The sequence below is a fragment of the Geothrix mesophila genome (assembly GCF_022808835.1).
GTDB classification, from domain to species: domain Bacteria; phylum Acidobacteriota; class Holophagae; order Holophagales; family Holophagaceae; genus Geothrix; species Geothrix paludis.
The window spans coordinates 714,144-740,239 of sequence record NZ_JAKZLD010000001.1; the positions used below are offsets into that span (position 1 = coordinate 714,144).

Annotated in this window: 27 protein-coding genes; 22 read left to right on the plus strand and 5 right to left on the minus strand. The window is 69.4% G+C overall.

Going from position 1 to position 26,096, the window contains the following annotated elements:
• Positions 1 to 12 precede the first annotated feature (12 nt).
• Positions 13 to 486, minus strand: coding sequence for a hypothetical protein (locus MLG87_RS03345; RefSeq protein WP_243293796.1), 474 nt, complete (start codon positions 484 to 486; stop codon positions 13 to 15).
• Positions 487 to 563: 77 nt separating this feature from the next.
• Between MLG87_RS03345 and bshC the strand changes: the two genes are divergently transcribed.
• From bshC to ftsW, 7 genes are read left to right on the plus strand one after another with little or no spacing between them, the layout of a single operon-like run.
• On the plus strand, positions 564 to 1,733 hold the full coding sequence (bshC, locus tag MLG87_RS03350) for a bacillithiol biosynthesis protein BshC (protein WP_243293797.1): 1,170 nt from the start codon (positions 564 to 566) through the stop codon (positions 1,731 to 1,733).
• On the plus strand, positions 1,730 to 2,449 hold the full coding sequence (bshB1, locus tag MLG87_RS03355) for a bacillithiol biosynthesis deacetylase BshB1 (RefSeq protein WP_243293798.1): 720 nt from the start codon (positions 1,730 to 1,732) through the stop codon (positions 2,447 to 2,449). Before bshC ends, bshB1 begins: the two co-directional genes overlap by 4 nt.
• Complete coding sequence (gene tilS, locus MLG87_RS03360) at positions 2,446 to 3,465, plus strand: tRNA lysidine(34) synthetase TilS (RefSeq protein ID WP_243293799.1); 1,020 nt, start codon at positions 2,446 to 2,448, stop codon at positions 3,463 to 3,465. The genes bshB1 and tilS overlap by 4 nt, the downstream gene beginning before the upstream one ends.
• A gap of 4 nt (positions 3,466 to 3,469) precedes the next feature.
• A complete protein-coding gene (gene ftsH / locus MLG87_RS03365; protein WP_425250873.1) occupies positions 3,470 to 5,398 on the plus strand; it encodes an ATP-dependent zinc metalloprotease FtsH in 1,929 nt (642 codons plus the stop codon).
• Complete coding sequence (folP, locus tag MLG87_RS03370) at positions 5,395 to 6,210, plus strand: dihydropteroate synthase (protein WP_243293800.1); 816 nt, start codon at positions 5,395 to 5,397, stop codon at positions 6,208 to 6,210. Before ftsH ends, folP begins: the two co-directional genes overlap by 4 nt.
• Positions 6,211 to 6,219: 9 nt before the next feature.
• The gene (locus MLG87_RS03375; RefSeq protein ID WP_243293801.1) at positions 6,220 to 7,539 is read left to right on the plus strand and encodes a phosphohexomutase domain-containing protein; all 1,320 of its coding nucleotides are present in this window, start codon (positions 6,220 to 6,222) and stop codon (positions 7,537 to 7,539) included.
• Between the two features lie 8 nt (positions 7,540 to 7,547).
• Complete coding sequence (gene ftsW, locus MLG87_RS03380; RefSeq protein WP_243293802.1) at positions 7,548 to 8,666, plus strand: putative lipid II flippase FtsW; 1,119 nt, start codon at positions 7,548 to 7,550, stop codon at positions 8,664 to 8,666.
• Here the strand turns inward: ftsW and MLG87_RS03385 are convergent.
• Positions 8,658 to 9,779: a TIGR03936 family radical SAM-associated protein gene (locus tag MLG87_RS03385; RefSeq protein ID WP_243293803.1), complete on the minus strand. Its 1,122-nt coding sequence runs from the start codon at positions 9,777 to 9,779 to the stop codon at positions 8,658 to 8,660. The two genes, ftsW and MLG87_RS03385, sit on opposite strands and share 9 nt — an antisense overlap.
• Positions 9,780 to 10,084: 305 nt before the next feature.
• On the opposite strand from MLG87_RS03385, the gene MLG87_RS03390 reads away from it, so the two are divergent.
• Positions 10,085 to 10,795, plus strand: a complete 711-nt coding sequence (locus MLG87_RS03390) for a lipopolysaccharide kinase InaA family protein (protein WP_243293804.1) — start codon at positions 10,085 to 10,087, stop codon at positions 10,793 to 10,795.
• Here MLG87_RS03390 and MLG87_RS03395 read toward each other — a convergent pair.
• A complete protein-coding gene (locus tag MLG87_RS03395) occupies positions 10,770 to 11,348 on the minus strand; it encodes a peptidylprolyl isomerase (RefSeq protein WP_341848571.1) in 579 nt (192 codons plus the stop codon). The two genes, MLG87_RS03390 and MLG87_RS03395, sit on opposite strands and share 26 nt — an antisense overlap.
• Positions 11,349 to 11,485: 137 nt before the next feature.
• On the opposite strand from MLG87_RS03395, the gene MLG87_RS03400 reads away from it, so the two are divergent.
• The 6 genes from MLG87_RS03400 (at position 11,486) to MLG87_RS03425 (ending at position 18,347) form a co-directional block, all read left to right on the plus strand.
• Positions 11,486 to 11,947 (plus strand): (2Fe-2S)-binding protein, encoded by a 462-nt coding sequence (locus tag MLG87_RS03400; RefSeq protein WP_243293805.1) that lies wholly within the window; start codon positions 11,486 to 11,488, stop codon positions 11,945 to 11,947.
• A complete protein-coding gene (locus tag MLG87_RS03405; protein ID WP_243293806.1) occupies positions 11,944 to 14,091 on the plus strand; it encodes a xanthine dehydrogenase family protein molybdopterin-binding subunit in 2,148 nt (715 codons plus the stop codon). Before MLG87_RS03400 ends, MLG87_RS03405 begins: the two co-directional genes overlap by 4 nt.
• A 69-nt stretch (positions 14,092 to 14,160) precedes the next feature.
• On the plus strand, positions 14,161 to 14,634 hold the full coding sequence (locus MLG87_RS03410; protein WP_243293807.1) for a (2Fe-2S)-binding protein: 474 nt from the start codon (positions 14,161 to 14,163) through the stop codon (positions 14,632 to 14,634).
• Positions 14,631 to 16,781, plus strand: coding sequence for a xanthine dehydrogenase family protein molybdopterin-binding subunit (locus tag MLG87_RS03415; RefSeq protein WP_243293808.1), 2,151 nt, complete (start codon positions 14,631 to 14,633; stop codon positions 16,779 to 16,781). Before MLG87_RS03410 ends, MLG87_RS03415 begins: the two co-directional genes overlap by 4 nt.
• 28 nt (positions 16,782 to 16,809) lie before the next feature.
• Positions 16,810 to 17,790 carry an XdhC family protein gene (locus MLG87_RS03420; protein ID WP_243293809.1) on the plus strand — a complete coding sequence of 327 codons (981 nt, stop codon included), beginning with the start codon at positions 16,810 to 16,812 and terminating at the stop codon, positions 17,788 to 17,790.
• The gene (locus MLG87_RS03425; RefSeq protein WP_243293810.1) at positions 17,787 to 18,347 is read left to right on the plus strand and encodes a nucleotidyltransferase family protein; all 561 of its coding nucleotides are present in this window, start codon (positions 17,787 to 17,789) and stop codon (positions 18,345 to 18,347) included. Before MLG87_RS03420 ends, MLG87_RS03425 begins: the two co-directional genes overlap by 4 nt.
• A 145-nt stretch (positions 18,348 to 18,492) precedes the next feature.
• Here MLG87_RS03425 and MLG87_RS03430 read toward each other — a convergent pair whose 3' ends face one another.
• A complete protein-coding gene (locus tag MLG87_RS03430; protein ID WP_243293811.1) occupies positions 18,493 to 18,891 on the minus strand; it encodes a winged helix-turn-helix transcriptional regulator in 399 nt (132 codons plus the stop codon).
• 105 nt (positions 18,892 to 18,996) lie between these two features.
• Here MLG87_RS03430 and MLG87_RS03435 point away from each other — a divergent pair, with 105 nt between their 5' ends.
• From MLG87_RS03435 to MLG87_RS03465, 7 genes are all read left to right on the plus strand, one after another.
• On the plus strand, positions 18,997 to 19,548 hold the full coding sequence (locus tag MLG87_RS03435) for a flavodoxin family protein (RefSeq protein ID WP_243293812.1): 552 nt from the start codon (positions 18,997 to 18,999) through the stop codon (positions 19,546 to 19,548).
• Between the two features lie 88 nt (positions 19,549 to 19,636).
• Positions 19,637 to 19,957: a thioredoxin gene (gene trxA / locus MLG87_RS03440; protein WP_243286053.1), complete on the plus strand. Its 321-nt coding sequence runs from the start codon at positions 19,637 to 19,639 to the stop codon at positions 19,955 to 19,957.
• A 32-nt stretch (positions 19,958 to 19,989) separates the two neighbouring features.
• Complete coding sequence (locus MLG87_RS03445) at positions 19,990 to 20,640, plus strand: NAD(P)H-dependent oxidoreductase (RefSeq protein ID WP_243293813.1); 651 nt, start codon at positions 19,990 to 19,992, stop codon at positions 20,638 to 20,640.
• A gap of 155 nt (positions 20,641 to 20,795) precedes the next feature.
• Positions 20,796 to 21,785: an aldo/keto reductase gene (locus tag MLG87_RS03450; protein ID WP_243293814.1), complete on the plus strand. Its 990-nt coding sequence runs from the start codon at positions 20,796 to 20,798 to the stop codon at positions 21,783 to 21,785.
• A 23-nt stretch (positions 21,786 to 21,808) separates the two neighbouring features.
• Positions 21,809 to 22,669 (plus strand): MBL fold metallo-hydrolase, encoded by an 861-nt coding sequence (locus tag MLG87_RS03455; RefSeq protein WP_243293815.1) that lies wholly within the window; start codon positions 21,809 to 21,811, stop codon positions 22,667 to 22,669.
• Between the two features lie 53 nt (positions 22,670 to 22,722).
• Positions 22,723 to 24,387, plus strand: coding sequence for a urocanate hydratase (hutU, locus tag MLG87_RS03460; RefSeq protein ID WP_243293816.1), 1,665 nt, complete (start codon positions 22,723 to 22,725; stop codon positions 24,385 to 24,387).
• A 2-nt stretch (positions 24,388 to 24,389) separates the two neighbouring features.
• Complete coding sequence (locus MLG87_RS03465; protein WP_243293817.1) at positions 24,390 to 24,788, plus strand: YchJ family protein; 399 nt, start codon at positions 24,390 to 24,392, stop codon at positions 24,786 to 24,788.
• A 10-nt stretch (positions 24,789 to 24,798) separates the two neighbouring features.
• Here MLG87_RS03465 and MLG87_RS03470 read toward each other — a convergent pair whose 3' ends face one another.
• Complete coding sequence (locus tag MLG87_RS03470) at positions 24,799 to 24,975, minus strand: hypothetical protein (RefSeq protein ID WP_243293818.1); 177 nt, start codon at positions 24,973 to 24,975, stop codon at positions 24,799 to 24,801.
• A gap of 142 nt (positions 24,976 to 25,117) precedes the next feature.
• On the opposite strand from MLG87_RS03470, the gene MLG87_RS03475 reads away from it, so the two are divergent.
• Entirely contained in the window at positions 25,118 to 26,095 is a 978-nt protein-coding gene (locus MLG87_RS03475) for a CPBP family intramembrane glutamic endopeptidase (protein WP_243293819.1), read from the plus strand.
• Position 26,096: the final 1 nt, after the last annotated feature.

The following is a 26,096-nucleotide window of genomic DNA, read 5'->3' on the forward strand; positions in this document are numbered from 1 at the left end:
TCCCGTTGGTCTCTAATCGGCGGGATGCCAGGTTTGGATGTGACTGATGCGTTTCAGGACTTCGGAGACCAGGCCGGGAGCTCCCGGACCGAGGCTCCGGACCCGGAACTGGTCCGCGCCGGGGAGGTGGACCACATGGACCGAGGCACCACCCGGGAAATCCGGATGCAGGCTGAGAGGGCGGGCCAGGGACTCGAGATCCAGCTCCTCAAGCCAGCCCTCCGGCAGCGGCGCGATGCGGGCGCCTGGCACCCGTGCGCCGACCTCCCGGGCCTGGACCAGCACCAGGTGCCACCGGCCCTCCTCCTTCCCGCGCCAGCACAGGAAGGGGGGAAGGTTGCCGAACCCGATGCCGCCCTTGCGGATCTCCGGCCAAGCCCTCAAGGAAGCCACACCGGTCGCGTCCGCCGCCTCCATGGCCAGCGCCCCGAGATCCGGCGAGGCAGGGGGAATCCAGGGTTCCACGCTCCACATGCCGTCGAGCATGGCAGATCGGTTAGGCTGGGCCCATGGGTTACGACGCGCCGATTGAGAAGGCCCGAGATGAGCAGAGGGGGAAGGCCGTGAATCCCAAGCCCGTCATCGCCACCGGCCAGCAGATCGGCGCCGGCTGGAGCCCCGCCCTGTCCGTGGCCAAGGCCCTCGCCGCCCTGGCTGAAGCCCGCCGGACCGGGGCGGAGGCAGTCTATTGGCTGGCCGACGAAGACCACGATCGGGCCGAGGTGGCGTCCGTCGTCGGCGTGTCCGGGGGCCGCCTCGCGCGCCACCGCTTCCGTTTCGATGCAAGGCTGGGCACCGCCACCGGCTGGCTGCCCTGGACGTCCGTCCACCAGGCCGAGGCGGAGGCCCTCTGGGGGCCCGTGCCGAAGCCCGATGAGCCCACCCTGCGCGGCCATGTCCTGGCCCTGGGCCGGGCTCTCTGGAATCGAGGCCTCCGTCCCTTCTCCCCCACGAATCCCGCCGTGCGCCAGCCCATCCAGGCGGAGCTGGAGCGCTGGCGGGGCCTTGGCCTGGAAGCCGATCTGGTCCGGCAGGCGGGGCGGCTGGAGGCAGAGGGCGCACCCCTGCCGCTGGATCCCCGGGTGCAGGCGGCCTGGTTCTCGCTGGATCCCCGCACGGGATTCCGCGAGCGCCTGGACCCGGGCCAGCCCCTGCCCGCGGGCCGCTGGCTCAGCCCTGGGGCGGCCATCCGCCCCCTGATGCAGTCCCTGCTGATGCCCGTGGCCGCCGTGGTCCTGGGGCCATCCGAACGTGCCTACTGGCGGCTCTGCGAGCCTCTCTGGGAACGCGTGGACCTCCCGGCGCCGAAGATCCTTCCGCGACCCAGCGTCTACGTGGTGCCGAAGGGCTTCCATGCCACGCCGGGCCACATGGAGGCCCTGCGCCTGGGCGCCTGGGACCGCCTCGCCGCCTGGCCAGGCGAGCTCCCGAGTTCCCGGTTCCGGACCACGGAGGCGGACGAAAGCTGGCCGGCCCCCCTCCAGACCCGCTTCCGGCAGGAGCAGGAGCGGACGCGACAGCGACTGGCGAAGCTGGATCGGCGCCTGCACCGGGAAGCGGCCGCGACCATGTTGGGCGGTGACCCCGAACGGCTGCGCCAGGCCCTCTTCCCCTTCGGCACCCCTCAGGAGCGGGTCATTCCCGGCCTCACCTGGCTGAGGAACGAAGCCCTGCTGGAAGCCGTCCTGGCGCGCATGGACGGCGCCCCCGTGATCTTGGTGGAGGAGCCATGAGCCACGATCTGGACCTGCTTGCCCTGGGCGCCCACCCTGACGACGTGGAAGTCCACGTGGGCGGGATCCTGGCCCTGGCCTCGGATCGGGGGATGAAGGCGGCCATCCTGGATCTCACCAGCGGCGACCTCGGCACCCGCGGCACCGCGGAGACCCGCCGCACCGAGGCCCAGGAAGCGGCACGGATCCTCGGCGTGACCCGCACGGTCCTCGATTTCCCCGACGGGCGGTTCACGGAGGATGAGGTCTTCCGGATCCGCCTCATGGCGGAGATCCGCCGGATGCGGCCCCGGGTGCTGCTCCTCCCCGCTCCGGACGACCGCCACCCCGACCACCGCCGGGCCCATCGCCTGGCCCGGGAAGCCGCCTACTACGCAGGTCTGAAGAACTACCCCTGCCCCGGGACGCCCTGGCGACCAGAGGCGGTGGCCTGGGCCGGTGGCGAGAATCCGGCCCAGCCGAACCTGCTGGTGGACGTGAGCGCCGTGTGGGACCGTCGCATGGCCGCCTTCGACGCCTTCGGGAGCCAATTCAACCAGGACCCCTCCCAGCCCGTCACGCGGATCGCCCACCCCGCCTTCCGCCGCGGTGTGGTGGGCCGGGCCATGCACTGGGGCTCCCTGCGGATGTGCGAATGGGCCGAGGCGCTCTGGTGCGACATGCCCGTGCCGAAGGCGCTGCTGGAGGTCCTGGCCCGGCTGGAACCACCCGCATGAACCGGTTTGAATCCGACCTGCTCGCCCAGATCCAGCGCCGGGGGGATGGCGTCCATGGTCGTGTACTGGTGGCCTGCTCGGGCGGCGGGGATTCGACCGCGCTCCTCGTGCTCCTGTGGACGCTCCGGAAGAGCCTGGACCTGGATCTGGCCGTGCTCCACGCGGACCACGGCCTGAGGGCGGAGTCGGGAGAGGATGCGGACTTCGTGCGCCAGCTCTGCCGCGCCCTCAACCTGGATCTCGCGGAAGCCACCCTCGGCGTCAGGGCCCACGCGGATGCCCACCGGCTCGGGCTCGAGATGGCCGCCCGGGCCCTCCGGTGGGATTGGTTCCGCCAGGAAGCCAGGCAGAGCGGCGCGGCAGCCGTGGTCACGGGCCACACCCTGGACGACCACACGGAGACCGTCTTCCTGCGCCTGGCCCGGGGCGGCGGCCTGGGCTGCCTGCAGCCTCTGGCGCCACGCCAGGGCCTCCGCTGGTCGCCCCTGGCGGAGATCCGCCGCGCCGATCTGAGGTCCTACCTGGCGACCCGGGGCATCCCCTGGCGGGAAGACGCCAGCAACGCCGAACCCTTCACGGCGCGGAACCGCTGGCGGCCCCTCCTCGACACCCTGCGGCGTGAGGCGCCCGACCTGGACCGCCATCTGTTCGAGACCCATCTCCAGGCTGAGGAGGCCAGGCACCTGGCGGGTCTGCTCATCGCCGGTTGGGAGGGCATCCGCTGGTCCATTGCCGATCATGGAATCACCTTCCGGCGAGGCGCGTGGGCCGAACCGGAACTGCGCTGGACGCTGGAATGCGCCTTCCGCCGTCTCGACTGGCCGCGGGAGGCGGCCCTGTTGCGAGGCCTCGCGCCATGGCTCGCCACGCGCCTCGAGAAAGGCCGCAAGCCTTCCTCCTGGGGGATTTTCCATCTGGATCCCGAACCAGATGGCGATTACGTGCATCTTAGGTTCAGCCGCCTTCCGGGGCCTAGTACACTGGAAGGACACTTGGGCGAAGGCCCGAAGGAGTGACCCTTTGAATTCCATGATGAAGAGCGTGCTGGTCTGGCTGGGCATCATCGCCCTCTTGGTGCTGGCCTTCCGCCAGATCCCCCAGAACAGCCGCCAGATCGAGATCCCCTTCTCGACCTTCTACACCGAGGGCGTCGGCGGCAAGTACAAGTCCGTGACGCTCTCCGGCTTCGATGTCGAAGGCACCTACAAGCAGCCCGACAAGAACCCCAAGACCGGCGAGGTCATCGAGAAGTTCCGCACGGTGGCCCCTCCCATGCAGGATCTGGGCAAGGTCATCCTCAGCTGGAAAACCGAAGGCCAGCTCGATGAGTTCAAGGCCGCCAAGCCCAGCGAGAACAACTTCGCCTACGTGCTGATGTTCTGGGCGCCCCTGCTCGTCTTCGTGGTGCTCTGGTTCGTCTTCATGCGCCAGGCCCAGATGGGCGGCAACAAGGCCCTGAGCTTCGGCAAGGCCCGGGCCAAGGGCCTGTCCAGCAGCGCCAAGCGCGTCACCTTCGCCGACGTGGCCGGCTGCGACGAGGCCAAGGAGGAGCTGAAGGAGATCGTGGAATTCCTGAAGGACCCCGCCAAGTTCGTGAAGCTGGGCGGCAAGATCCCCAAGGGTGTGCTGCTCATGGGTCCTCCGGGGACCGGCAAGACCCTGCTGGCCCGCGCCATCGCCGGCGAGGCCAAGGTGCAGTTCTTCTCCATCTCCGGCTCCGACTTCGTGGAAATGTTCGTGGGCGTGGGCGCCAGCCGCGTGCGCGACCTCTTCGAGCAGGCCAAGAAGAGCGCCCCCTGCATCGTGTTCATCGATGAGATCGATGCCGTGGGCCGCCACCGCGGCGCCGGCCTGGGCGGTGGCCACGACGAGCGCGAGCAGACCCTGAACCAGCTGCTGGTGGAGATGGATGGCTTCGAGGGCAACGAAGGCGTCATCCTCATCGCCGCCACCAACCGCCCCGACGTGCTCGATCCCGCCCTGCTCCGCCCCGGCCGCTTCGACCGGCGCGTGGTGGTGGACCGCCCCGACGTGAAGGGCCGCCACGAGATCCTGAAGGTGCACACCACCGACAAGATCCCCCTCAGCCCCGACGTGGACCTGGAAGTCATCGCCCGCGGCACGCCCGGCTTCGCCGGCGCCGACCTGGCCAACCTCTGCAACGAGGCCGCCCTCACCGCGGCCCGCGGCAGCAAGAAGTGGGTGGAGATGGTCGATTTCGAGAACGCCAAGGACAAGGTCTACATGGGCGCCGAGCGCCGCAGCCTCGTCATGACCGAGGCGGACAAGCGCATCACCGCCTACCACGAGGCCGGCCACACGGTCGTCGCCCACGTCGTACCCGACAGCGACCCGCTCCACAAGGTCACAATCATTCCCCGCGGCCGGGCCCTGGGCGTCACCTGGCAGCTCCCGGTGACGGACCGCTACAACACCACGCGGGACTACATGGAGAGCCGCATCGCCATCGCCATGGGCGGCCGCATCGCCGAGGAGATCTTCTTCAACCAGCTCAGCACCGGCGCCGCCAACGACATCCAGCAGGCCACCGAGATGGCCCGGTCGATGGTCACGGAGTACGGCATGAGCGACAAGCTGGGCCCGCTGAACTTCGGCGGCGGCCAGCACGAGGTCTTCCTGGGCCGTGACTTCGCCCAGCACCGGGAGATCTCCGAGGACACTGCCCGCCTCATCGACGTGGAGGTGCAGGAGTTCGTGCTGCGCAACTACCGCCGGGCCAAGGCCGCCATCGAGGCCCACCGCGACAAGCTGGTGGCCATCGCCGAGGCCCTCCTGGTGCGCGAGACCCTCGACGGCGAGGACATCGACATCCTCATGAAGGGTGGCACGCTGCCCCCGGCCAAGGGCGGTGGCACGCCCTCCGCCCCGGCCACCGTGGAAGGGCCCAAGACCGATCCCGGCCTGAACCCCGCCCTCAAGCCCGCGTGAGGCCCGTACCGTTTCAATGGGGACCACTCCTTGAGGGTGGTCCCCTTTTCCTTGGCATCCTCAATCTGACCCCAGACTCCTTCAGCGACGGGGGGCGTTACCTGGATCCCTCGGCGGCCCTGGCCCAGGCCCGGCACCTCGTGGCCGCAGGAGCCCGCATGCTCGACCTGGGCGCCGAAAGCACCCGCCCCGGATCCGCGGCCGTGGACGCCGCCACGGAATGGGGCCGCTTGGAACCTGCACTGACGGCGCTGCAGGAGGCTCTGCCGGGCATCCCCCTCAGCCTGGACACCCGGCACGCAGCCGTGGCCGCGAAGGGTCTGGACGCGGGAATCACCGTCATCAACGATGTGGCCGGTCTGGCCGATCCGGCCATGCTGGAGGTGGCCGCCGGTTCCACCTGCGGCCTCATCGCCATGCGCAGTCGGCGCCAGGGCGAGGGCTTCCTCATGCCCCCCTACGACGATCCCGCCCCGAAGGACGCCTCCCTGGCGATCGCGGAGCTGATCGAGGTCCGCGATCGCCTGCGGGCGGCCGGCATCGCGGATCAGCGTCTGCTGCTGGATCCCGGCTTCGGCTTCGGCACCACCTTCGCCGAGGACCTGGCCCTCTGGAACGCCCTGCCCCGACTGCCGGAGGCGTTGGCCTGGCCCGCCGCCCGGATCTGCATCGGCATCTCCCGCAAGCGCTTCCTCGCGACCCGCGCCGGTAGGTCCCTCGCCCCGGACCAGCGGGATGGCCTCACGGCCGCCGCCCATGCCGAGGCCGCGGGGTGGGGATACAAAGTCTTCAGGACGCACGCCATCAGGTAAACTTCCGGCATGAGTCTCTGCTACTTCGGAACCGACGGCATCCGCGGGGTCGCCCTGCGCTCCCCCCTCACCCTGGAGGAAGTCTCCCGCTGGGGCGCCGCCTGGGCCCAAGTGGCCCGGGAAGCCGGCGTGAAGCGGATGGTGATCGGCTGGGATCCCCGATCCAGCTCCGGCCCCATGTCCGAGGCTTTCATCCTGGGCCTCGGGATGGGCCTGAAGGTGCTGGTCCTCGGCATGGTCCCGACCCCGGCCGTGGCCTGGACCGTGGCCCAACTGAGCGCGGAGGGCCCCAAGACCTGGGGTCTCATGATCTCCGCCAGCCACAACCCGCCCGAAGACAATGGCCTCAAGGGCTTCAATGAACTGGGCGAGAAGCTGGAGGAGGATCAGGAACAGGCCATCGAGGCCGCCTTCGAGGCCATCCCCGAGCCGACCACCATCTCGATCCCCCCGGAGCATCTGGACCTCAGGCCGTACCTGAGGCACCTGGGCGGCATCGACCTGCCCCGGAACTTCGGCGTGGTCATCGACTGCGCCCATGGAGCCACGGCGGAGGCAGCCCAGGAGCTCTTCCGGGGTCCTGCCATCCACTGGATCGGCGTGCCCGCCGATGGCCCTTCCATCAACGTGGGCGTGGGTTCCACGCATCTCAACGCCCTGTCCGCAGCCGTGGTGGCGCACGGCGCCCAGCTGGGCATCGCCTTCGACGGTGACGGGGATCGCTGCCTGCTGGTGGATGGTCAGGGCGACCTGGTGGACGGCGACCAGATGGTGTGGCTGCTCGCCCAGGACCGCAAGGCCAGCGGAGACGCGCCGCCAGGCGTGGTGGGCACCGTGATGACCAACGGCGGCCTGGCTCAGGCCCTGGCCGGCGCGGAGATCCCCTTCGTCCGCACCCCCGTGGGGGACAAGTTCCTGCTGAGGGAGATGGCGAAGCGTGGCTGGGATCTGGCCGCGGAGGCTTCGGGACACCTCATCCAGAAGCGCGTGGGCCCCAGCGGTGACGGCATGGCCGCCGCCCTCGGCATCCTCCGCGCGCTCCTGCATCGGCCCGCGGATCGTCGATGGGCCTGGGCCTTCCGTCCTTGGCCCCAGCGCCTGGTGAACGTGATCGCGAAGGACCGCCGGTCGGTGGAATCCTGCCCGGACCTGATGTCCGCCATGGCCGCCATCGATGCGCGCTGGGGCGAGGGGGTGCGCCAGGTGGTGCGCTGGTCCGGGACGGAGCCCAAGCTCCGCCTCATGGTGGAAGCCCAGGAGGCCGCCTGGGTGGACCAAGCCCTCCACGAGCTCGAGACCGCCGCCCGCCGCGACCTGGCTCTGGCCTAGGAGCGGACATGGCCCCGGATGTCCGCCGCCCCGTCGACCGCTGGCTGGTGCTCTTCGCGCTGGCCCTGGTCGCGGTCGGCATGGTGTGGATCTATTCCGCCTCCGCCATCAAGGCATCCCAGAATCACGCAGCGGCCACCGCCTTTCTGACCCGCCAGCTCATGGGCGGCGTCATCGGCATCGCTTTCATGCTGGCGCTCTCCCAGGTGGACCTGGCGCCGCTCCAGGACCATTCCCGCCCGCTCCAGATCACCTACGGGATCCTGGTGCTCCTGCTGGTGGCGGTGCTCCTCTTCGGCCCCAAGGTCAACGGCGCCCACCGCTGGATCCGCCTGGGGGCCATGAGCCTCCAGCCCTCGGAGCTGTTCAAGCCCCTGTCCGTGCTCCTCGCCGCCGGTTGGATGGTGCGCCACCGCGAGGCCTGGTCGAGCCATCGCGATGCCCTGCCCAAGCTCCTGGGCCTGGCCGGCATCATGCTGGTCCCCCTGGCCCTCATCCTGCGCGAGCCTGACTTCGGGACGTCGTTCCTCATCGTCTTCGTGACGTTGATGGTGGTGTTCCTTGGCGGTGCCCCCAAGTGGATCTTCGCCGTGGCCATCCCCATCCTGGGCGCGCTGGGGACCGCCTTCGTGGTGCTGTCGCCCTACCGTCTGGCCCGGGTGACGAGCTTCCTCAACCCCGCCGCCGATCCCCTGGGCAAGGGGCACCAGGCGCTCCAGAGTCTCGTGGCCGTCGGCAACGGCGGCTTCATGGGCGTGGGACTCGGCGGCGGCAAGCAGAAGCTCTTCTTCCTGCCCGAGGCGCACACGGATTTCATCTACGCGGTGATCGCCGAGGAGGCCGGCCTGATCGGGACCGTGGCGATCCTCGCGCTCTTCCTCGCGATCCTCTGGCGCGGCCACCGCATCGCCCGGCGCGTGAATGACCCGTTCCTGAAGTTGTGCGCCATGGGCTTCGTGCTGCTGCTGGTGGTGCAGGCCCTGATGAACATGAGCGTGGTGCTGTCCCTGGCCCCCAACAAGGGCATCCCCCTGCCCTTCATCTCCTTCGGCCCCAACAGCCTCATCGCCAGCCTGGTCTGCCTGGGGCTGCTGCTGGCCATCAGCAAGGAGGCCGGTTCAGCCTAGCCGGATCGGCTCGTCATCATCCTCGTCCACCAGGGTGATGTTGGAGCCGCCACCGAGCAGCACCGCGTCCTCGTACATATTCTTGAGCTTGGGCTCGAAACGGTCGGCCTGCGCCAGGCGCGGGTCAGGTTTCAGGTCCAGGGTCTGACGCATGAGACCCCGGAGGGCGGCCGGTTCGAGCCCCAGGATGGCCGCATGGATCTTCAGCGGGTTGCCTGATTCGGAACTCCTGGTACGGGTCGTGCTGACAAGGACGTCCCCCTCCCATCGGAGCCCCGTCACAAGCGGCCGCAGATCCAACGGCTTGACCTGCTTGCGGCCCTCGATCCGTCCCTCTTTCTCCCAGAGCCATTCCGTCGCGGACAGGAAGGCCCCGGTCCGCTTCCTGGCGTCGTCCGCCTGGTCCGCCGGACAGGGCCAGCGCCAATGGGAAGCCTCGGCAAGATCTGCCAGCGACGAAGCGTACGGGGGATGGGACTCCCAGCGGTGGATCCGCAGGCCTCCCGGAAGGCGTTCGTTCAGGGCTGACATCAGAGCCTCGGGCGAACCCGCGGGTTCCACCCGGAAGACCGCCTCTGCCCATTCGCAGAGACCGCCGGCCCCGGAGGGGAGCGGCAGTTCGAGATGCAGCGCGGGGCGGGGCCGCTTGCCGAGATCCAGCGCCAGCCGGATTCCCTCCAGGCGGAAGGACTGGAGGAGGATCACATGCACCTCGCCCTCATCGAAGTCGATGGCCTCACCCTCTTTCGCATAGCCCACGCGCACACAGGCGCGCCGGGTATCGAGTTGCCATGTCGCTTCACGCCGCTTCTGGGCCCGGGTCGCCAGGGGCGCCAGGAGCGCGGAGATCTGCTGGAGGTATTGCGGGTCTGCAAGCTGCCGATCGGCCCGAACCAGGCAGGCACCTTCTTCGATCAGGTCCTCTTCCACCAGAGATTGGACGAGGGTCGTCGGATCGGCGTGAGCTCCGCGCAAGGCATTCTGGAGAGCGCGGAGAGCGGATGGCTCGCGGCTTGCTGATCTCTGCTCCATGGCGGCCAGAAGCGCCGAGAGCCGAACCTGCCGGGCCAAGGCCTCGGCGGGGATGGAGGGATGGTGAGTGCGCGGGTCCACGACTCCAGAATAGTGACGCCGACCCGGATGCGCCGATGAAACCCCATCTGGATGGGCGTGCAGAAATCGAGAAAGGGTTCACCGCGTTACCGTGAAGAGGTGATGGGATTTCCACATCCTTTGTGGGAAGCGCGACTGCAATCCGGGAGAATTCCTTCCATCTCAAGCCACTTGGGTCCGTGCTGATTTTTGGTGGCAGGTTCCCGCCTGCGGTGCCAGTTGACAGCTGTCGTCGGGCTCGTTCCGACCGTCATCAAGACACATCCTTTGCCTTCCACCTGCGGACCCGCCAAGCTGGAATCCACATGATCCATGACCCCTACATCGTCCCTCCCCTGCCGGCCTCGTGGCCGTACGAACCCGGCAAGCCGCTCAAGCCTCTGGGCTGCCGCATCAACCTCGACTTGCCCGGTCTGGGCGGCGGCTGGCGCATCTGCACGCCGGGTGGACAGCTCATCACCGGCGAGGCCGTCCCCCTGGAGGGCGCCTTCGGCCGCGGGGGGATCCTGCGCGTCGGCGACCTGGTGATGCGTCCCTACCGCCGCGGCGGCCTGCTGCGCCACCTGAACGAACGGACCTACCGCACCCACCTCCGGTTCGCCGCGGAGCACGCGGTTCATCGCGGCCTCTGGGAGGCTGGCTTCCCCACCGTGGAGCCGCTTGGCTATGCGTGGCGCCCCAGCGGACTCGGAGTGGAAGGTGTGCTCTTCACGCGGTTGGCCGAAGGCGAAGCCTGGCCGCGCCGGTGGGACCTGAGCCTCGAGCGGGCCGAGGACATCCGGCGAGCCATCGCCGCGCTTGGTGAGTGGGGCCTGTGGTCACCCGATCTGAACGCCACCAACATCCTCCTGCCTCCCGGCGGCGGTGCCCTGGTCCTCGATTGGGATCGGGCCCAATTCGAGCCCTCAGGCACCGACTTGCGGCCCCGCTACCGCCGACGGCTCGAACGCAGCCTGCGGAAGCTGAGTGCGCCCGCGGAGGCCCTGGCCGTCATTGGATCTGCACCGCTTCCTTGATGAGCACAGGCTTCACGGGCAGGTTCAGGAAGTCGCTGCGCTTGTTGCTGGTCTTCACGGCCTTGATGCGGTCCACCACGTCCATGCCCTTGATGACCCGGCCAAACACGCAGTAGCCCCAGGTCTTGTCGTTGGCCTTGCCCTTGAAGTCCAGCGAGGGGTTGTCCACGACGTTGATGAAGAACTCCGCGGCGGCGCTGTGGGGATCCGGCGTCCGCGCCATGGCCACGGTGCCCCGCTTGTTCTTGAGCCCCGCCGCCAGGGCGCGGTCGGCCTCGTTGGGGATGGAGGCATCCGTGCGCTTCTTCCCGAGGTAGTCCACGTAGCCGCCGCCCTGGATCATGAACCCGGGGATGACGCGGTGGAAGATCGTGCCGTTGTACTGACCCTTCTTCACGTACTTCAGGAAGTTATCCACGGTCCGGGGCGCCGCCTGCGGCTCCAGTTCCATCACGATCACGCCCATGGACGTGGTGAGCTTTACCTGGGGCTTGGGGCCCGCGCTCAGGGCCATGGTGGCGAAGGACAGGAGGGCGGCGATCAAGGGTCGCATCAGGGGTTCTCCAGGGGGGGTTCCCCAGCATAGCGTCACGAGGCCCCGGGTGCGCCAGAGGACCTGCCAGCCGTTGCGGCGGAGCCTCCGGCGGCGTAGGGTGGAAGCCTCGCCACACGATATTTGAGGGAGCTGCCATGCCCGCCTACCAGCTCACCGTGAACAACCGCGTCCGCACCGTGGACGTCGACGCCGACACGCCGCTTCTCTGGGTCCTCCGGGACAACCTCGGACTCACCGGCACCAAGTTCGGGTGCGGCCAGGGCGTCTGCGGCGCCTGCACCGTGCACCTGGACGGCCAGGCCGTGAAGTCCTGCCAGACGCCCCTGAAGGAGGCCGCCGGGCGCACCATCGTCACCGTGGAGGGCCTGTCGAAGGATGGCTCCCATCCCGTGCAGAAGGCCTGGATCGCCGAAGACGTGGCCCAGTGCGGCTACTGCCAGCCAGGCATGATCATGAGCGCCGCCGCCCTGCTCAAGCGCAAGGCTCACCCCTCGGACCATGACATCGACGAGGCCTTCGCCGACCATGTCTGCCGCTGCGGGACCTACCTCCGCATCCGCAAAGCCGTGAAGCGCGCCGCCGGAGGTGTGAAATGACCAGCCGCCGCGACTTCCTGAAGGTGACCGGCGCCGCGGGCGCGGGCCTCGTGCTGGGCCTCCACCTCGAAGCCAAGCCCCGGCCTGGAGAGGCCGCCAAGACCGTCTTCCATCCCAACGCCTTCCTGGCCATCCGCCCCGATGGCACGGCGCAGATCACTGTGCCCAAGACGGAGATGGGCCAGGGTGTGCGCACGGCCCTGCCCCTGGCCGTGGCCGAGGAACTGGACCTCGACTGGTCCAAGGTCGAGGTCGTCACCGGCCAGCCCGGCCCGGATTTCAAGTCCATGCAGACCGGCGGGAGCACCAGCGTGAGCACCACCTGGACGCCCCTGCGCAAAGCCGGAGCAGCCGCCCGCGAGATGCTCAAGGCCGCCGCCGCCGCCCGGTGGAAGGTGGAAGCCGCCCAGTGCCGCACAGAGAAGGGGTTCGTGCTGGGACCTGACGGGAAGAAGCTTGGCTATGGCGACCTCGCCGAAGCCGCGGCGAAGCTGCCCGTGCCGAAGGACGCCCCGCTGAAGAAGGCCGCGGACTACCGCCTGGTCGGCAAGCGCACGCCCCGTTTCGACGGCCCGGCCATCGTCACCGGCAAGGCCGTCTTCGGCCTCGATGTGCGCCGCCCGGGCCAGCGCTTCGCCGCTGTGCTGCGCTGCGCCGTGATCGGAGGGCAGCCGAAGGCCTGGGATGAAGCCAAGGCCAAGGCTGTGCGTGGCGTGAAGGCCGTGGTGAAGGTGCCCACGGGCCTGGCCGTCATCGCGGACAGCACCTGGGCCGCCTTCAAGGGCCGGGATGCCCTGGCCGCCACGACCACCTGGGAAGAGGGCGCCGCGCGGGACTTCAGCTCCCCTGCGCTCGAGGCCAAGATGCGAGCCGCCCTCACGGGCCCCGCCGACGACGCCCGCCGCGAAGGCGATCCCGCCAAGGCCCTGGCCGCCGCGGCCAAAGTGCTGGAGGCGGAGTACAGCTTCCCCTACCAGGCCCACGCCACTGTGGAGCCCATGAACGCCACGACCGCCCTGAGCGAGGGGGCGGCAGAGATGTGGATGGGCAGCCAGTCGCCGAACCGGGCCCAGGAGCGGGCCGCCACCGCCCTGGGCCTCAAGCCGGAGCAGCTGAAGTTGAACGTCGCCCTCATCGGCGGCGGCTTCGGGCGCCGGCTCGGCACGGACTTCAGCACCGAGGCCGCCCAGGTGGCGCAGGCCGCCGGGGGCGGGCCCATCCAGGTGGTGTGGGACCGGGAGGACGATCTGCGCCACGACCTCCACCACCCCGCGACGCTCCATCGCCTCAAGGCTGGGATCGACGGCGCGGGTGCCCTCGCGGCCTGGACCCACCGCATCGCCGGCCCGGCGGTGCTGCGGTCCTGGCTGGGAGGCCAGAAGGCGCCCTCGCAGGCCACCACGGAGACCAACGGCGCCTACGACATCCCCTACGCCATCCCCGCCGTCGCGGTGGATTTCGCGGAGGTGGAGGCGCCCACGCCCCTGGGCTGGTGGCGCGGCATCCAGATCGTGCCCAACGTCTTCGCCCGGGAGTGCTTCCTGGACGAAGTGGCCCACGCGCTCGGCAAAGACCCACTCCGTTTCCGACTGGACCTGCTGGGCGACCGGAGCATCGTCAAGTTCGGCCGGGACGAGGCCGACATCCGGCGCCTGAAGAAGGTGCTGGAGGTGGCTGCCGCCAAGGCCGGCTGGGGCCGCAAGCTGTCCGCGGGCCACGGCCTGGGCCTCGCCTGCCACGCCTACGACGGCCGCACCTACGCCGCCGAGGTGGCGGAGGTCTCGGTGGTGAAGGGCCGGCTCAAGGTCCACAAGGTGACCTGCGCCGTGGACTGCGGCCTGGTGGTGAACCCCGCCGGGCTGGAGGCCCAGGTGGAGGGCGGCATCGCCTTCGGCCTCTCCGCCTTGTTCTCCCAGATCACCTGGGCGAAGGGCCGCACGGTGCAGACCGGCTACCACGACTTCCCCGTGCTCCACATGGCGGACATGCCCCTCGTCGAGACCCACGTGATCCCCAGCGCCGAAGCCCCATCCGGCATGGGCGAGCCCCCGGTGCCGGTGGCCATCCCGGCGGTACTGAACGCGGTCTTCGCGGCCACGGGAAAGCGGATCCGGAAAGTTCCCATTGAGGATGGATTGATCTAGTTTTTCATATCGCACCCTCGCCATCAAACAGGCGTAGCATGGGGGCCGCCATCCCAGATGGAGGTGCCCATGGCGGAGTACACGCTCTCGATCAACGGCCAATCCCATACGGTTGAAGCATCCCCGGACATGCCCCTGCTGTGGGTGCTCCGCGACCGCATCAAGCTCACGGGCACCAAGTTCGGGTGCGGGCAGGGCCTCTGTGGCGCCTGCACCGTCCACCTGGGCGGAGAGGCAGTGCGGTCCTGCGTGACGCCGGTGAGCGACGTCGGCGCGAAGCGCATCACCACCATCGAGGGCCTGGATCCTCATGGCGCCCATCCCCTTCAGAAGGCCTGGATCGAGGTGGACGTCGCCCAGTGCGGCTACTGCCAGACGGGCCAGATCATGACCGCCGCGGCCCTGCTGGCCAGGCATCCGAAGCCCACGGACAAGGACATCGACCAGGCCATGGGCGAGAACGTCTGCCGCTGTGGCACCTACCTGCGGATCCGAGAGGCCATCCACCGGGCCGCGGGCCAGCGGAAGGAGGTGGCCCCATGAGCACCACCCGCCGTGATTTCCTCAAGACCACCGGGGCCCTGACCCTGGCCTTCGCCCTGCCCGTGCGGCTGAAGGGCGCGACGGCCCAGGCCCCGGAATCCGCCTTCCAGCCCAGCGGCATGCTCCGCATCGACCCGGACGGCACCGTCACCGTCTGGGCCACGCGCACTGAGATGGGCCAGGGCGTCCGCACCAGCATGACCATGGCCATCGCCGAAGAGCTCGAGGCGGACTGGTCTCGCGTGAAGATCCTCCAGGCCTCCACCGCACCGAGATTCGGCGATCTCGGCGTCACCGGAGGCAGCCAGACCACGCTCTCCACCACCCAGGCCCTGCGCAAGGTGGGCGCCCAGGCCCGGGAGATGCTCCTCCAGGCCGCCGCGGACACCTGGGGCGTGGCCAAGTCCGAGTGCCTCGCCCGGGACGGCCACATCCAGCACCCACCCACGAAGCGGAGCCTGGCCTATGGCGACCTGGCGGCCCGGGCTGGCAAGCTCACGCCGCCGCCGGAGCCGCCCCTGAAGGCCCCCAAGGACTTCCGGATCCTCGGCAAAAATACCCGGCGCCTGGACGGCCCGGATATCGTCACAGGCAAGGCTCAGTTCGCCACGGACCTCCACCTGCCCGGCATGCTCGTGGCCAGCATCGAGCGCTGCCCGGTGTTCGGCGGGAAGGTGAAGTCCTTCGACGCCTCGGCGACCCTGAAGGTACCCGGCGTGAAGCAGGTACTGGAGGTGCCCAGCGGCGTGGCGGTCTTCGGCGAGGACACCTGGGCGGCCTTCGCAGGCCGCGAGGCGCTGAAGGTGCAGTGGGACGAAGGGCCGGCTGCCAAGCTGGACAGCGCCTCCATCCGCCGGCAGTACGAGACGCGGCTCAAGAGGCCCGGCAAGGTGGTGCGCCAGGTGGGCGACGCGTCCCAGGCCCTGCCGAAGGCCGCCAAACGGATCAAGGCCACCTACGATGCGCCGTTCCTGGCCCACGCGACCATGGAGCCCATGGTGGCCGTGGCCGACGTGAAGTCCGGCCGCTGCATGATCTGGGCACCCACCCAGGCCCCGGGCATGGCCCTGCCCGCCGTCGAGCAGATCACGGGCCTGAAGGCCGACCAGATCGAGATCCAGGTCATGCTAGCGGGCGGCGGCTTCGGCCGCCGGGCCATGGCGGACTTCATCGCGGACGCGGTGGCCTGCTCCAAGGCCGTCGGCGCCCCCGTGAAGGTGCAGTGGACCCGGCCCGACGATTTCCAGCACGACGGCTACCGCCCCGCCACCCTGCACGAGCTGGAGGCGGGCCTGGATGCCAAGGGCCGCCCGGTGGCCTGGATGCACCGGTTCGCGGGGCCCTCCATCGCCGCCTCGAACCACTTCCCCTGGCCCCCGGAAGCCGTGGAGCTGGCGGGCGCCGCGGACCTGCCCTACGACATCCCGAACCTGCACGTGGAGTGGGGCCAGAGCGACACGCCCGTACCCATCTGGTTCTGGCGCGCCGTGCCCGCGAGCTTCAACCCCTTCGTCACCGAGTGCTTCCTGGACGAGCTGGCCCACGCGGCCGGCAAGGACCCCCTGGCCTTCCGGCTGGCGCACCTTCCGAAGGCGTCCCTGAAGCTGGGCCAGCACACCTTCGACCCCGCCCGCTACCGCGCCGTGCTGGAACTGGCCGCGGCCCAGGCCGGGTGGCGGAAGCGGAAAATGCCCAAGGGATGGGGGCATGGCATCGCGGCCCACGCCTACCTGGACTGCGGCACCTATGTGGCCCAGGTGGCGGAGGTGGAAGCCAAAGCGGACGGCGGCATCCGCGTCCATCGCGTGGTCTGCGCCGTGGACTGCGGCATGGCGCTGAACCCCGGAAACGTCAAAGCCCAGATGGAGGGCGGCATCGCCTTCGGCCTCAGCGCGGCCCTCTACGACGAGATCACCCTCAAGGATGGCCGCGTGACCGCCTCCAGCTTCGCGGAGCATCCCATCCTGCTGCTGCCGTCCATGCCCAAGGTGGAGGTCCATATCGTGCCCAGCGACCTGCCGCCCGGCGGCGTGGGCGAGCCGGGCCTGCCGCCCCTGGCGCCCGCCGTGGCCAACGCGGTGTTCGCGGCCACCGGTAAGCGCCTGCGCAGCCTGCCGCTCCTCCCTCCAGCGCTGCGCAAGGCTTGATCTTCGCCCGGCAAGGCATAATCCCCTCATGCACAAGGAACTCCAGGACATCCTGGCGCTCGTCCGGGACCGCGGAACACCCGTGGCCCTAGCCACGCTCGTCCGCGTCGAAGGCTCCAGCTACCGCCGCCCCGGCTCCCGGTTGCTCACGGACGGGCAGGAGGTGCTGCGCGGCTCCCTCAGCGGCGGCTGCCTGGAAGGCGAGGTCATGGCCCGTGCCCGGGAGACCCTGACCGATGGCCGGCCCCGCCTGCTCCGCTACGACCTGCGGGGCGACGCCGACCTCGTCTGGGGCAGCGGCAGCGGCTGCGAGGGCCTGCTGGACGTCCTGGTGGAGCGCATCGATCCCGCCGCGCCGCCCGAGTGGCTGGCCTGGGTCGAGCAGGCCCGAGGCTCGCGAACCCCCCTCACCCTCCACACCGACCTGACCCCCGATCACTTGGGGATGCGCAGCATCCCCACCCAGCCGGACGCGCCGGCGTCCGGCTTCACCGAAACCTTCACTCCGGCGATCGCCCTCTGGATCCTGGGCGCCAGCGACGACAGCCGGCCCCTGGTGCGGATGGCCAAGGAGCTGGGTTGGAGCGTGGGCCTGCTGGACCACCGCCCCGCCTTCGCGCGGCCTGAGCGCTTCCCCGAGGCGGACGCGGTCCTGTCGGGCCACCCGACCCAGCGGATCCCTGGGCTGGGACTGGATGCGCGCAGCGCCGTGGTCCTCATGACCCACAACTACCTGAAAGACCTGGAGGCCCTGCGCGCGCTGGCGGCCTCCGGAGCCGGCTACCTCGGCCTCATGGGCAGCCGCGCCCGCAGCGCGAAGATCCGCGAGGAACTCGCCGCGGAAGGGATCTTCCCCGGAGACCGCCTGCACAGTCCCGTGGGCCTGGACCTGGGTGCGGAGGATCCCGAGACCATCGCCCTGGCGGTGCTGGCAGAGATCCAGGCCTCCTTCCAGGGCCGCACCGGCGGCTCCTTGCGCGCCACGCGCACCACCGTGTCGGCCCAGTGACCGCCGCCATCATCCTCGCCGCCGGCGCGGGCCGCCGCATGGGTGGCCCCAAGGCACTGCTGCCCTACGAAGGCGAAACCCTCCTGCGCCGCGCCGCGCGGGTCGCCCTGGAGGCCGGGTGCAGCCCGGTGATCGCCGTGGTGGGGGACTGGAACCCGGGGCTCGAGGACCTCGCCGTGCTGCCCGTCATCAACCCCGAGGCCGCGGAAGGCATGGCCAGCTCCATCCGGGCGGGCATCGCCGCCCTGCCGCCGGAGGCTCCGGCCGTCCTGGTCCTCACGGTGGACCAGCCCGCTGTGGACGTCGCCCTCCTGCGCCGCCTCATCGCCCTGGCCATTGCCGATACCGACCGCCCCGCCGCCTGCGCCTACGCGGGCACCCTCGGCATTCCGGCCGTGCTGCCCAGGCGCTGCTTCCCCGAGCTCCTCGCGCTGCGGGGAGACGCGGGGGCCAAGGCCATCCTCCTGCGCGAAGCCGCACGGAGCCTCCCCTTCCCCGAGGGCGCCCACGACCTGGACTCCCCGGAGGATCTTCCCCCGGACAGCGTCAGGCGCTGAGGGCGGGCCTCGCCCGGCCGAAGCGCGGGGGCCCGGGGGGACATCGCGAGCGAAGCGAGCAGGCCTCCGCCTGGTGCCTCGCTCCCGCGAGGCGCCTGCTTCCGCTGCGCGGCTCGCAGGGGCGGAGCCTCCCCCCCGGACAGCATCAGGCGCTGAGTGGGGGCTTCTTCTGCAGGTGGTCGTAACGCTTGCGCGCCTGCTCCAGCTCGGACAGGTGCGTGCCGGCCCACTCGCACAGGGCACCGAGGGGCCCGATCAGCGTGTGACCCAGCTTTGTCAGCTCGTACTCCGTACGGGGCGGCACCTCTGGATAGACATGCCGGGACACGAGTCCGTCCCGCTCGAGCTTCCGCAAGGTCTGCGTCAGCATCTTCTGGCTAATGCCGCCCACCTGGCGGTGCAGGTCGCCGTAGCGCTGCTTCCCCTTCGCGAGCAGGTAGATGAGCAGCGTGGTCCACTTGTCCGCGATGAGGTCCAGAGCTTGCCGCGTGGGGCACTGGGCGCTGAGGACATTGGGTTCGAGGGAGCAGGCTTTACGAACCATGAGGTTCCTACCTTCCGAAATAGTGCCTACTTTCTTTTGGAATGTAAGCTCCCTAAGTTTGGGTCACGGGCGGATTGAATGCAATCGTCCAGATAGGAGCCAAAGATGACCCAGATCTCCATCGTGTTCCACAGCGGCTACGGCCACACCAAGGTGCTGGCCGAGCAGGTCAAGGCCGGCGCCGAGACTGTGCCTGGCGCCAAGGCCACACTCATCCCCGTCGAGGACATCGAGGCGCACTGGGGGGACCTGGAGGCGGCGGATGCCATCGCCTTCGGCAGCCCCACCTACATGGGCAACGTGAGCGGCCCCTTCAAGACCTTCATGGACGCCAGCTCCAAGCCTTGGTACGAGCGCAAGTGGAAGGACAAGCTGGCGGCCGGATTCACCATCAGCGGCAGCCCCAGCGGCGACAAGCTGAACACCCTCCAGTCGCTGATGATCTTCGCCATGCAGCACGGCATGGTGTGGATCGGCACGGCGGACCTGCCCGGCAGCGAGGAGGGCATCAACCGCCTGGGCAGCTTCAGTGGCCTCATGGCCCAGGCCGGCCAGGTGGCCCCTGAGGTCGAGCCCAATGAGGCGGACCGCAGGAGCGCGATGCGCCTGGGCCAGCGCCTGGCCGAGGCCTCCGTGCGCTGGGCCAAGGGCGCCTGACGAAGGCCACGGCGAGGCCGAAGCGATTGTCATGACCGGGAACCCCTCCAGATCCGTTAACCTGGAGGGGTTCCGCAGGAGCCTCCGAATGTCCGATCTCATCCAGCACCTGACCGACCAGACCTTCACCGAGGGCGTCGCCCATGGCTACACGGTGGTGGACTTCTGGGCCCCCTGGTGCGCACCCTGCCGCGAGCTGGCTCCCCTCACCGAGACTCTGGCCGCGGAGCTCGCGGGCAAGGTCCGTTTCGCCAAGCTGAACGTGGACGATTTCACCCCCCTCTCCGAGCAGTACGACGTCCTCAGCATGCCGACCCTGGTGATCTTCAAGGATGGCGAACCGATCGACCGGATCGTGGGCTCCATGCCCATCGACCAGCTGCGGACCCGCATCCAGCGGTCCATCTGAAGCTCATTCCCACATCTGAATCCGAGGTAACCGTGAGCATCATTCCAGGCGATAGCCTGCTCCAACAGCTGAACTGGCGGTACGCCACCAAGAAGTTCGACCCTGCCAGGAAGATCTCTCCCGCAGACTGGGCGAGCCTCGAAGAGGCTCTGATCCTTACGCCCTCCAGCTACGGCCTCCAGCCCTGGAAGTTCATCGTGGTCACCGACCCAGCCCTCAAGGCCAAGCTGCGTCCCGCCTCCTGGAACCAGTCCCAGGTCGAGGACTGCAGCCATCTGGTGGTCCTCACCGCCAAGCAGGACATCACCGAGGCCGACGTGGACCGCTTCGTGGCTCGCATCGCCGAGGTGCGTGGCGTCTCCACCGAGAGCCTGGCCGGCTACAAGGGCTACATGGTGGGCGACCTGGTGAAGGGCCCCCGCCACGCCGTCATCCAGGAATGGGCCGCCCGCCAGACCTACATCGCCATGGGCAACCTGCTGACCTCCGCCGCCCTGCTGGGCGTGGACGCCTGCCCCTTCGAGGGCATCGAGCCCGCCAAGTACGACGAGATCCTGGGCCTCAAGGGCACCGGCTACACCACCATCAGCGCCTGCCCCCTGGGCTACCGCGCGGCGGACGACAAGTACGCCGCCACCCCCAAGGTGCGGTTCGAAGCCAAGGACGTCGTCGAACACCGCTGAGCGGGCAAACAAAAGCGCTCGCAGAGGGTCGCCGAGAGGGCGGAGGATGCAGAGGCGAAGGAATAACCTTCCGCTGCGGCCTCTGCCTTCTCATTCTTTTCTCTGCGAGAGTATTTCTTCTTCGCGGCTTTCCAGCCGCATCCAAGGAGGTCCTCATGCTCACCCGCGCCCTCGGAACCCAGGGACTCACGGTGTCGGCCCTCGGCCTCGGCTGCATGGGCATGTCGGACTTCTACGGCCACCGCGATGATGCCGAATCCACGGCCACCCTCCGCCACGCCGTCGACCGGGGCATCACCCTCTTCGATACGGCCGACGTATACGGCCCCCACACCAACGAGGTCCTGGTGGGTAGGGCCCTCGCTCCGGTGCGGAGCAAGGTGGTCCTCGCCACCAAGTTCGGCATCGTGCGCGACCCGGCCAATCCCACCGCGCGAGGTGTCTGCGGGCGCCCCGACTACGTCCGCAGCTCCTGCGACGCCAGCCTGAAGCGCCTGGGCGTGGAGGTCATCGATCTCTACTACCAGCATCGGCAGGATCCCGAGGTCCCCGTGGAGGACACCGTGGGCGCCATGGCAGAGCTCGTGAAGGCCGGGAAGGTCCGCTTCCTGGGCCTGTCCGAGGTGAGCCCCGCCACCCTGCGGCGGGCCCACGCGGTGCACCCCATCAGCGCCGTGCAATCCGAGTATTCACTGTGGACCCGCGATCCCGAAGGCGGGCTGCTCCAGGCCTGCCGGGAGCTGGGCGTGGGTCTCGTGCCCTACAGCCCCCTGGGCCGAGGCTTTCTCACGGGCCAGATCAAGCGCTTCGAGGACTTCGAGCCGGACGACTACCGCCGGAATTCGCCCCGCTTCCAGGGCGAGAACTTCCAGAAGAACCTGGACCTGGTGGCCCGCCTCCAGGACATGGCCACCGCCCGGGGCTGCACTGCCTCCCAGCTGGCGCTGGCCTGGGTGCTGGGCCAGGGGGGCGACGTCGTGCCCATCCCCGGCACCAAGCGGCGGGATCGCCTGGACGAGAACCTGGGAGCCCTGGACCACGTGCTCTGCCCCGGCGAGCTCGTGGAACTCGGCGGCCTCTTCCCGCCGGGCGCCGCCGCGGGGGCCCGCTACCCCGAATCGATGATGCGTCTGGTGGGCCGCTAGCATCCAAGGACACGGGAGGCGCCATGGCCCGCCGTACGGATGTCCCAGCTGACAATGTCCCAGGCCCCTTTTTCGTGGACCGCACCTGCATCGACTGCGGCACCTGCTACCAGTTCGCCCCGGAGACCTTCGAGGGCGGCGAGGACCGCGCGCGGGTGCATGCGCAGCCCGGCGATGCCCAGGCACGCCTGCGGGCCGCCATGGCCCTGGTGGCCTGCCCGGTGGGGTCCATCGGGACCGACGACCGGACCGACGTTCCCGCTGCGACGAAGGCCTTCCCGCATCCCGTGGCGGAAGATGTCTATTTCTGCGGCTACACCAGCGAGAAGAGCTTCGGGGCCTGGAGCTACCTGATCCGGCGGCCCGGGGGCAATGTGCTGGTGGACTCCCCCCGGGCCTCCGAGGTGCTCATGAAGAACCTGGAGACCCTGGGTGGCGTCGCAACCATGGTCCTCAGCCACCGGGATGATGTGGCGGACCATGCGGCCTACCACGCCCGGTTCCAGTGCGAACGGATCATGCACGTGGCGGACGGCTTCACCGGACTGGAGCGCCTGGTGGAAGGCGACGAGCCCATCTCGCTGGCGGAGGACCTGCTTCTCATCCCCACGCCGGGCCACACGGCCGGGAGCGTCTGCCTGCTGTACCGGGACGTCCTCTTCACGGGCGACCACCTGTGGTGGAATCCGGTCCAGGGGCGCCTCTCCGCCTCCCGCACCTACAACTGGCACAGCTGGGCGCGGCAGCTTGACAGTTTGGAAAGGCTGCTCGCCTTCGATTTCGCCTGGGTGCTGCCGGGACACGGAAGCATCCACCACGCGGATTCCCCCGCGGCCATGAGGGCCGACCTGCGACGGGCCCTGGGTCTCCTCCGACGCTCTTGATCGCCGTCCCGGGCGCGCCGTGGGACACTAGGGGCCCTCCGCCGGAGTCCCCCATGACCACCGCATCCGATGCCCCCGTCCTCTCCGCGCCCCGCGGCTCCCACCTCCACTGCAAGGGCTGGGTGCAGGAGGCGGCCCTGCGCATGCTCATGAACAACCTGGATCCGGAGGTGGCCGAGCGCCCCGAGGACCTGGTGGTCTACGGCGGCCTGGGCAAGGCGGCCCGCAACTGGGATTGCTTCCACGCCATCGTGAAGGAACTGAAGCACCTGAACGACGACGAGACGCTGCTGGTGCAGAGCGGCAAGCCCGTGGGCGTGGTGAAGACCCACCCGGATGCGCCACGTGTCCTCATCGCCAACTCCAACCTGGTGCCCAAGTGGGCCACCTGGGAGCACTTCCGCGAGCTGGATCAGAAGGGCTTGATGATGTACGGCCAGATGACCGCCGGGAGCTGGATCTACATCGGCAGCCAGGGCATCGTGCAGGGCACGTACGAGACCTTCGCCGAGGCCGCCCGCCAGCACTTCAACGGCACCCTCGCGGGCACCTGGACGCTGACCGCCGGCCTGGGCGGCATGGGCGGCGCCCAGCCCCTGGCCGTCACCATGAACGGCGGCGTGGCCCTCTGCGTCGAAGTGGACCAGACGCGCATCCAGAAGCGCCTGGACACCCGCTACCTGGACGAATGGACGGACAACCTCGACACCGCGCTGGCCCTGGTCCAGCAGTACGTGGACGCCCACGAGGCCCGCAGCATCGGCCTGCTGGGCAACGCCGCCGAGGTGCTGCCCGAGATCCTGAAGCGCGGTTTCCAGCCGGACCTCGTCACGGACCAGACCAGCGCCCACGACGAGTACAACGGCTACATCCCCGCGGGTCTCAGCCTCGATCAGGCGGCCGTGATGCGGAAGGACCAGCCGGAGGCCTACGTGCAGCGGGCGCTCCAGTCCATGCGCGCCCACGTGGAGGCCATGATCGAGTTCCAGCGCCGCGGTTCGGTAACCTTCGACTACGGCAACAACATCCGCGCCCAGGCCCAGAGGGCCGGCTGCGAGAACGCCTTCGCCTTCCCCGGCTTCGTGCCCGCCTTCATCCGCCCCCTCTTCTGCAAGGGCATCGGCCCCTTCCGCTGGGCGGCCCTCTCGGGCGATCCCGAGGACATCGCGGTCACCGACGCCGCCATGATGGAGTTGTTCCCCCAGAACGAGGGCATGATCCGCTGGCTCAAGGCCGCCAAGGAGAAGATCGCCTTCCAGGGCCTGCCCGCGCGCATCTGCTGGATCGGCGCCGGCGAGCGCCACCTGGCCGGCCTCAAGTTCAACGAGCTGGTCCGCACCGGCAAGGTGAAGGCGCCCATCGTCATCGGCCGCGATCACCTGGACAGCGGATCCGTGGCCAGCCCCAACCGCGAGACCGAAGCCATGAAGGACGGCTCCGATGCCGTTTCAGACTGGCCGCTGCTGAACGCCATGACGGCCGTGGGCGGCGGCGCCTCCTGGGTGAGCTTCCACCACGGCGGCGGCGTGGGCATGGGCTACAGCCAGCACAGCGGCGTGGTCATCGTGGCCGACGGCACTGAGCGCGCCGACCGCTGCATCAGCCGTGTCCTCTGGAACGACCCCGCCATGGGCGTCTTCCGCCACGCTGACGCCGGCTACGAGAGCGCCCGCGACCACGCCGAAGCCATCGGCCTGCACATCCCCATGAAGGGCTGACCATGTCCCGTCCCTGCCCCTGCACCTCCAAGAAGCCCTATGACCGCTGCTGCGGCCCCTTCCATGCGGGCACGGCCGCGCCGGAGACGGCGGAGGCCCTGATGCGCTCCCGCTTCTCCGCCTACGCCCTGGGCAAGGTGGACTACCTGATCGCCACCCGGCCCGAGGCCAAGCGGGCCGAAGAGAACCGCGACGAGCTGCTGCAGTACTGCAAGTCCGTGAGCTGCGTGGGACTCAAGATCATCAGCAGGGAGAAGGGTGCCAAGGGCGACGACACCGGCGTGGTCACCTTCCACGCCAGCCTCCAAGCCAACGGCCGCCGCACCCTCCACATCGAGACCAGCACCTTCGCCCGGGAGAACGGCCGCTGGGTGTACGTCGACGGGGTCGTGAAGTCCTAGGACCCGTCGTTCAGAAGACAACCAGGGTGCGAGTGCGCAGCTTGTGCACCAGCATGCCCAGGGGGATGAAGAAGATCCGGAGCGCGGGGCTGTGCCGGCGGCGGTCGCCTCGGGATCTCAGCGCGCGGCGCTCCGTCCCGGCGTCGCGGTCGTAGGCCCAGGAACTCTGGCTGGTCCGTCGGTCCATCTCGGGTTCCACTCCTTGGGAGCAATATAGGCCATCCGGGGCTTGGATGCCGCCCCTGGATTCCACCGGCGGAAAACTTGGCCGGGAGCTGATCCCCTGGGCCGGTCCTGCGTAGGCTACTCAGAACCTCCAGGGAGTCCCCATGCCCACCCGCAAGGAAACCATCTGGTTCATCGTCCTCGCCTTGCTTCTCAGCTGGGGGGTCGGTGCCTGGTGGCTGCTGGATGAGCGCCGGACCATCCTTATCCGGCTTCTGATGTGCGTCCCCGCCCTCGTCGGGATCGGTTGCGCCTGGGTGTTCCGCCGGGAACTCCCGCGGGCGGCGGGGTTCACCTTCACGGGCTGGAAGCCCTGGCTGCTGGCCCTGCTCTATCCCCTGGCCATGGCCCTGTTCTGTGCGGTCCTGGCCTACGGATGGCGGGCAGTTTCGGGCCAGGCGGACTTCATCCGCTTCCAGCCTGAGGCGGTCAGCGTGCACATGAGCCGGACCCGCGTCCTCCACGGGCCCCTCGTCTTCGCCTTCTACGGCGGCCTCTGGCTGGCGTTCCTGCTGCCCTGGCTGCTCGTGGCCGCCGCCTACCGCTGGCAGTGGCCTGAGCGCCTGCGCGCCACCCTGCCCGCAGGGTGGGCCTGGCTCCATCACGCCTTCCGGATTCTCCTTTTCGTGCCGACCTTCCTCACCCACGGGATCTTCCCCGGGGAACTCGGCGAGGAACTTGGCTGGCGGGGGTACCTGGTCCGGCGGTGGATGGACCGCCCTGCCGTGGCCGCGGCCATCACCATGCCGGTCTGGGCGAGCTTCCACCTGCCCATCGTTTTCTCCTCGGCCCAGAAGGGCCACCCGATCCTGAACAGCGTGTTCCTGCTCTCCATCGCCGTCGCCGCCGTGCCTTTCGCGGCGCTGTACCGCTGGGGGCGCTCCGTCTGGCCCTGCGCCGTCCTCCACTTCAGCTGGAACCTCTGGAATCCCATCCTGCTGGGCAATGTCTACACCGGCCATGCCGGCCTCTTCGGGGGACAGGTCCGGATCTTCAACGGCGAGGGGCTCTTCGGACTCATCTTCAATGGGCTGATCGCGGCGTGGCTGTTCTGGCGGTGGGGGCGGGAGGCGGAAAGCTGAG

What these genes read in the sequence shown, in the direction of transcription:
- MLG87_RS03345 (WP_243293796.1), bottom strand. Translation starts at nt 486, where the DNA reads ATGCTCGACGGCATGTGGAGCGTGGAACCCTGGATTCCCCCTGCCTCG.
- bshB1 (WP_243293798.1), top strand. Translation starts at nt 1,730, where the DNA reads ATGAGCCACGATCTGGACCTGCTTGCCCTGGGCGCCCACCCTGACGAC.
- tilS (WP_243293799.1), top strand. Translation starts at nt 2,446, where the DNA reads ATGAACCGGTTTGAATCCGACCTGCTCGCCCAGATCCAGCGCCGGGGG.
- MLG87_RS03375 (WP_243293801.1), top strand. Translation starts at nt 6,220, where the DNA reads ATGAGTCTCTGCTACTTCGGAACCGACGGCATCCGCGGGGTCGCCCTG.
- ftsW (WP_243293802.1), top strand. Translation starts at nt 7,548, where the DNA reads ATGGCCCCGGATGTCCGCCGCCCCGTCGACCGCTGGCTGGTGCTCTTC.
- MLG87_RS03390 (WP_243293804.1), top strand. Translation starts at nt 10,085, where the DNA reads ATGATCCATGACCCCTACATCGTCCCTCCCCTGCCGGCCTCGTGGCCG.
- MLG87_RS03395 (WP_341848571.1), bottom strand. Translation starts at nt 11,348, where the DNA reads ATGCGACCCTTGATCGCCGCCCTCCTGTCCTTCGCCACCATGGCCCTG.
- MLG87_RS03400 (WP_243293805.1), top strand. Translation starts at nt 11,486, where the DNA reads ATGCCCGCCTACCAGCTCACCGTGAACAACCGCGTCCGCACCGTGGAC.
- MLG87_RS03405 (WP_243293806.1), top strand. Translation starts at nt 11,944, where the DNA reads ATGACCAGCCGCCGCGACTTCCTGAAGGTGACCGGCGCCGCGGGCGCG.
- MLG87_RS03410 (WP_243293807.1), top strand. Translation starts at nt 14,161, where the DNA reads ATGGCGGAGTACACGCTCTCGATCAACGGCCAATCCCATACGGTTGAA.
- MLG87_RS03415 (WP_243293808.1), top strand. Translation starts at nt 14,631, where the DNA reads ATGAGCACCACCCGCCGTGATTTCCTCAAGACCACCGGGGCCCTGACC.
- MLG87_RS03420 (WP_243293809.1), top strand. Translation starts at nt 16,810, where the DNA reads ATGCACAAGGAACTCCAGGACATCCTGGCGCTCGTCCGGGACCGCGGA.
- MLG87_RS03430 (WP_243293811.1), bottom strand. Translation starts at nt 18,891, where the DNA reads ATGGTTCGTAAAGCCTGCTCCCTCGAACCCAATGTCCTCAGCGCCCAG.
- MLG87_RS03435 (WP_243293812.1), top strand. Translation starts at nt 18,997, where the DNA reads ATGACCCAGATCTCCATCGTGTTCCACAGCGGCTACGGCCACACCAAG.
- trxA (WP_243286053.1), top strand. Translation starts at nt 19,637, where the DNA reads ATGTCCGATCTCATCCAGCACCTGACCGACCAGACCTTCACCGAGGGC.
- MLG87_RS03450 (WP_243293814.1), top strand. Translation starts at nt 20,796, where the DNA reads ATGCTCACCCGCGCCCTCGGAACCCAGGGACTCACGGTGTCGGCCCTC.
- MLG87_RS03455 (WP_243293815.1), top strand. Translation starts at nt 21,809, where the DNA reads ATGGCCCGCCGTACGGATGTCCCAGCTGACAATGTCCCAGGCCCCTTT.
- hutU (WP_243293816.1), top strand. Translation starts at nt 22,723, where the DNA reads ATGACCACCGCATCCGATGCCCCCGTCCTCTCCGCGCCCCGCGGCTCC.
- MLG87_RS03465 (WP_243293817.1), top strand. Translation starts at nt 24,390, where the DNA reads ATGTCCCGTCCCTGCCCCTGCACCTCCAAGAAGCCCTATGACCGCTGC.
- MLG87_RS03470 (WP_243293818.1), bottom strand. Translation starts at nt 24,975, where the DNA reads ATGGACCGACGGACCAGCCAGAGTTCCTGGGCCTACGACCGCGACGCC.
- MLG87_RS03475 (WP_243293819.1), top strand. Translation starts at nt 25,118, where the DNA reads ATGCCCACCCGCAAGGAAACCATCTGGTTCATCGTCCTCGCCTTGCTT.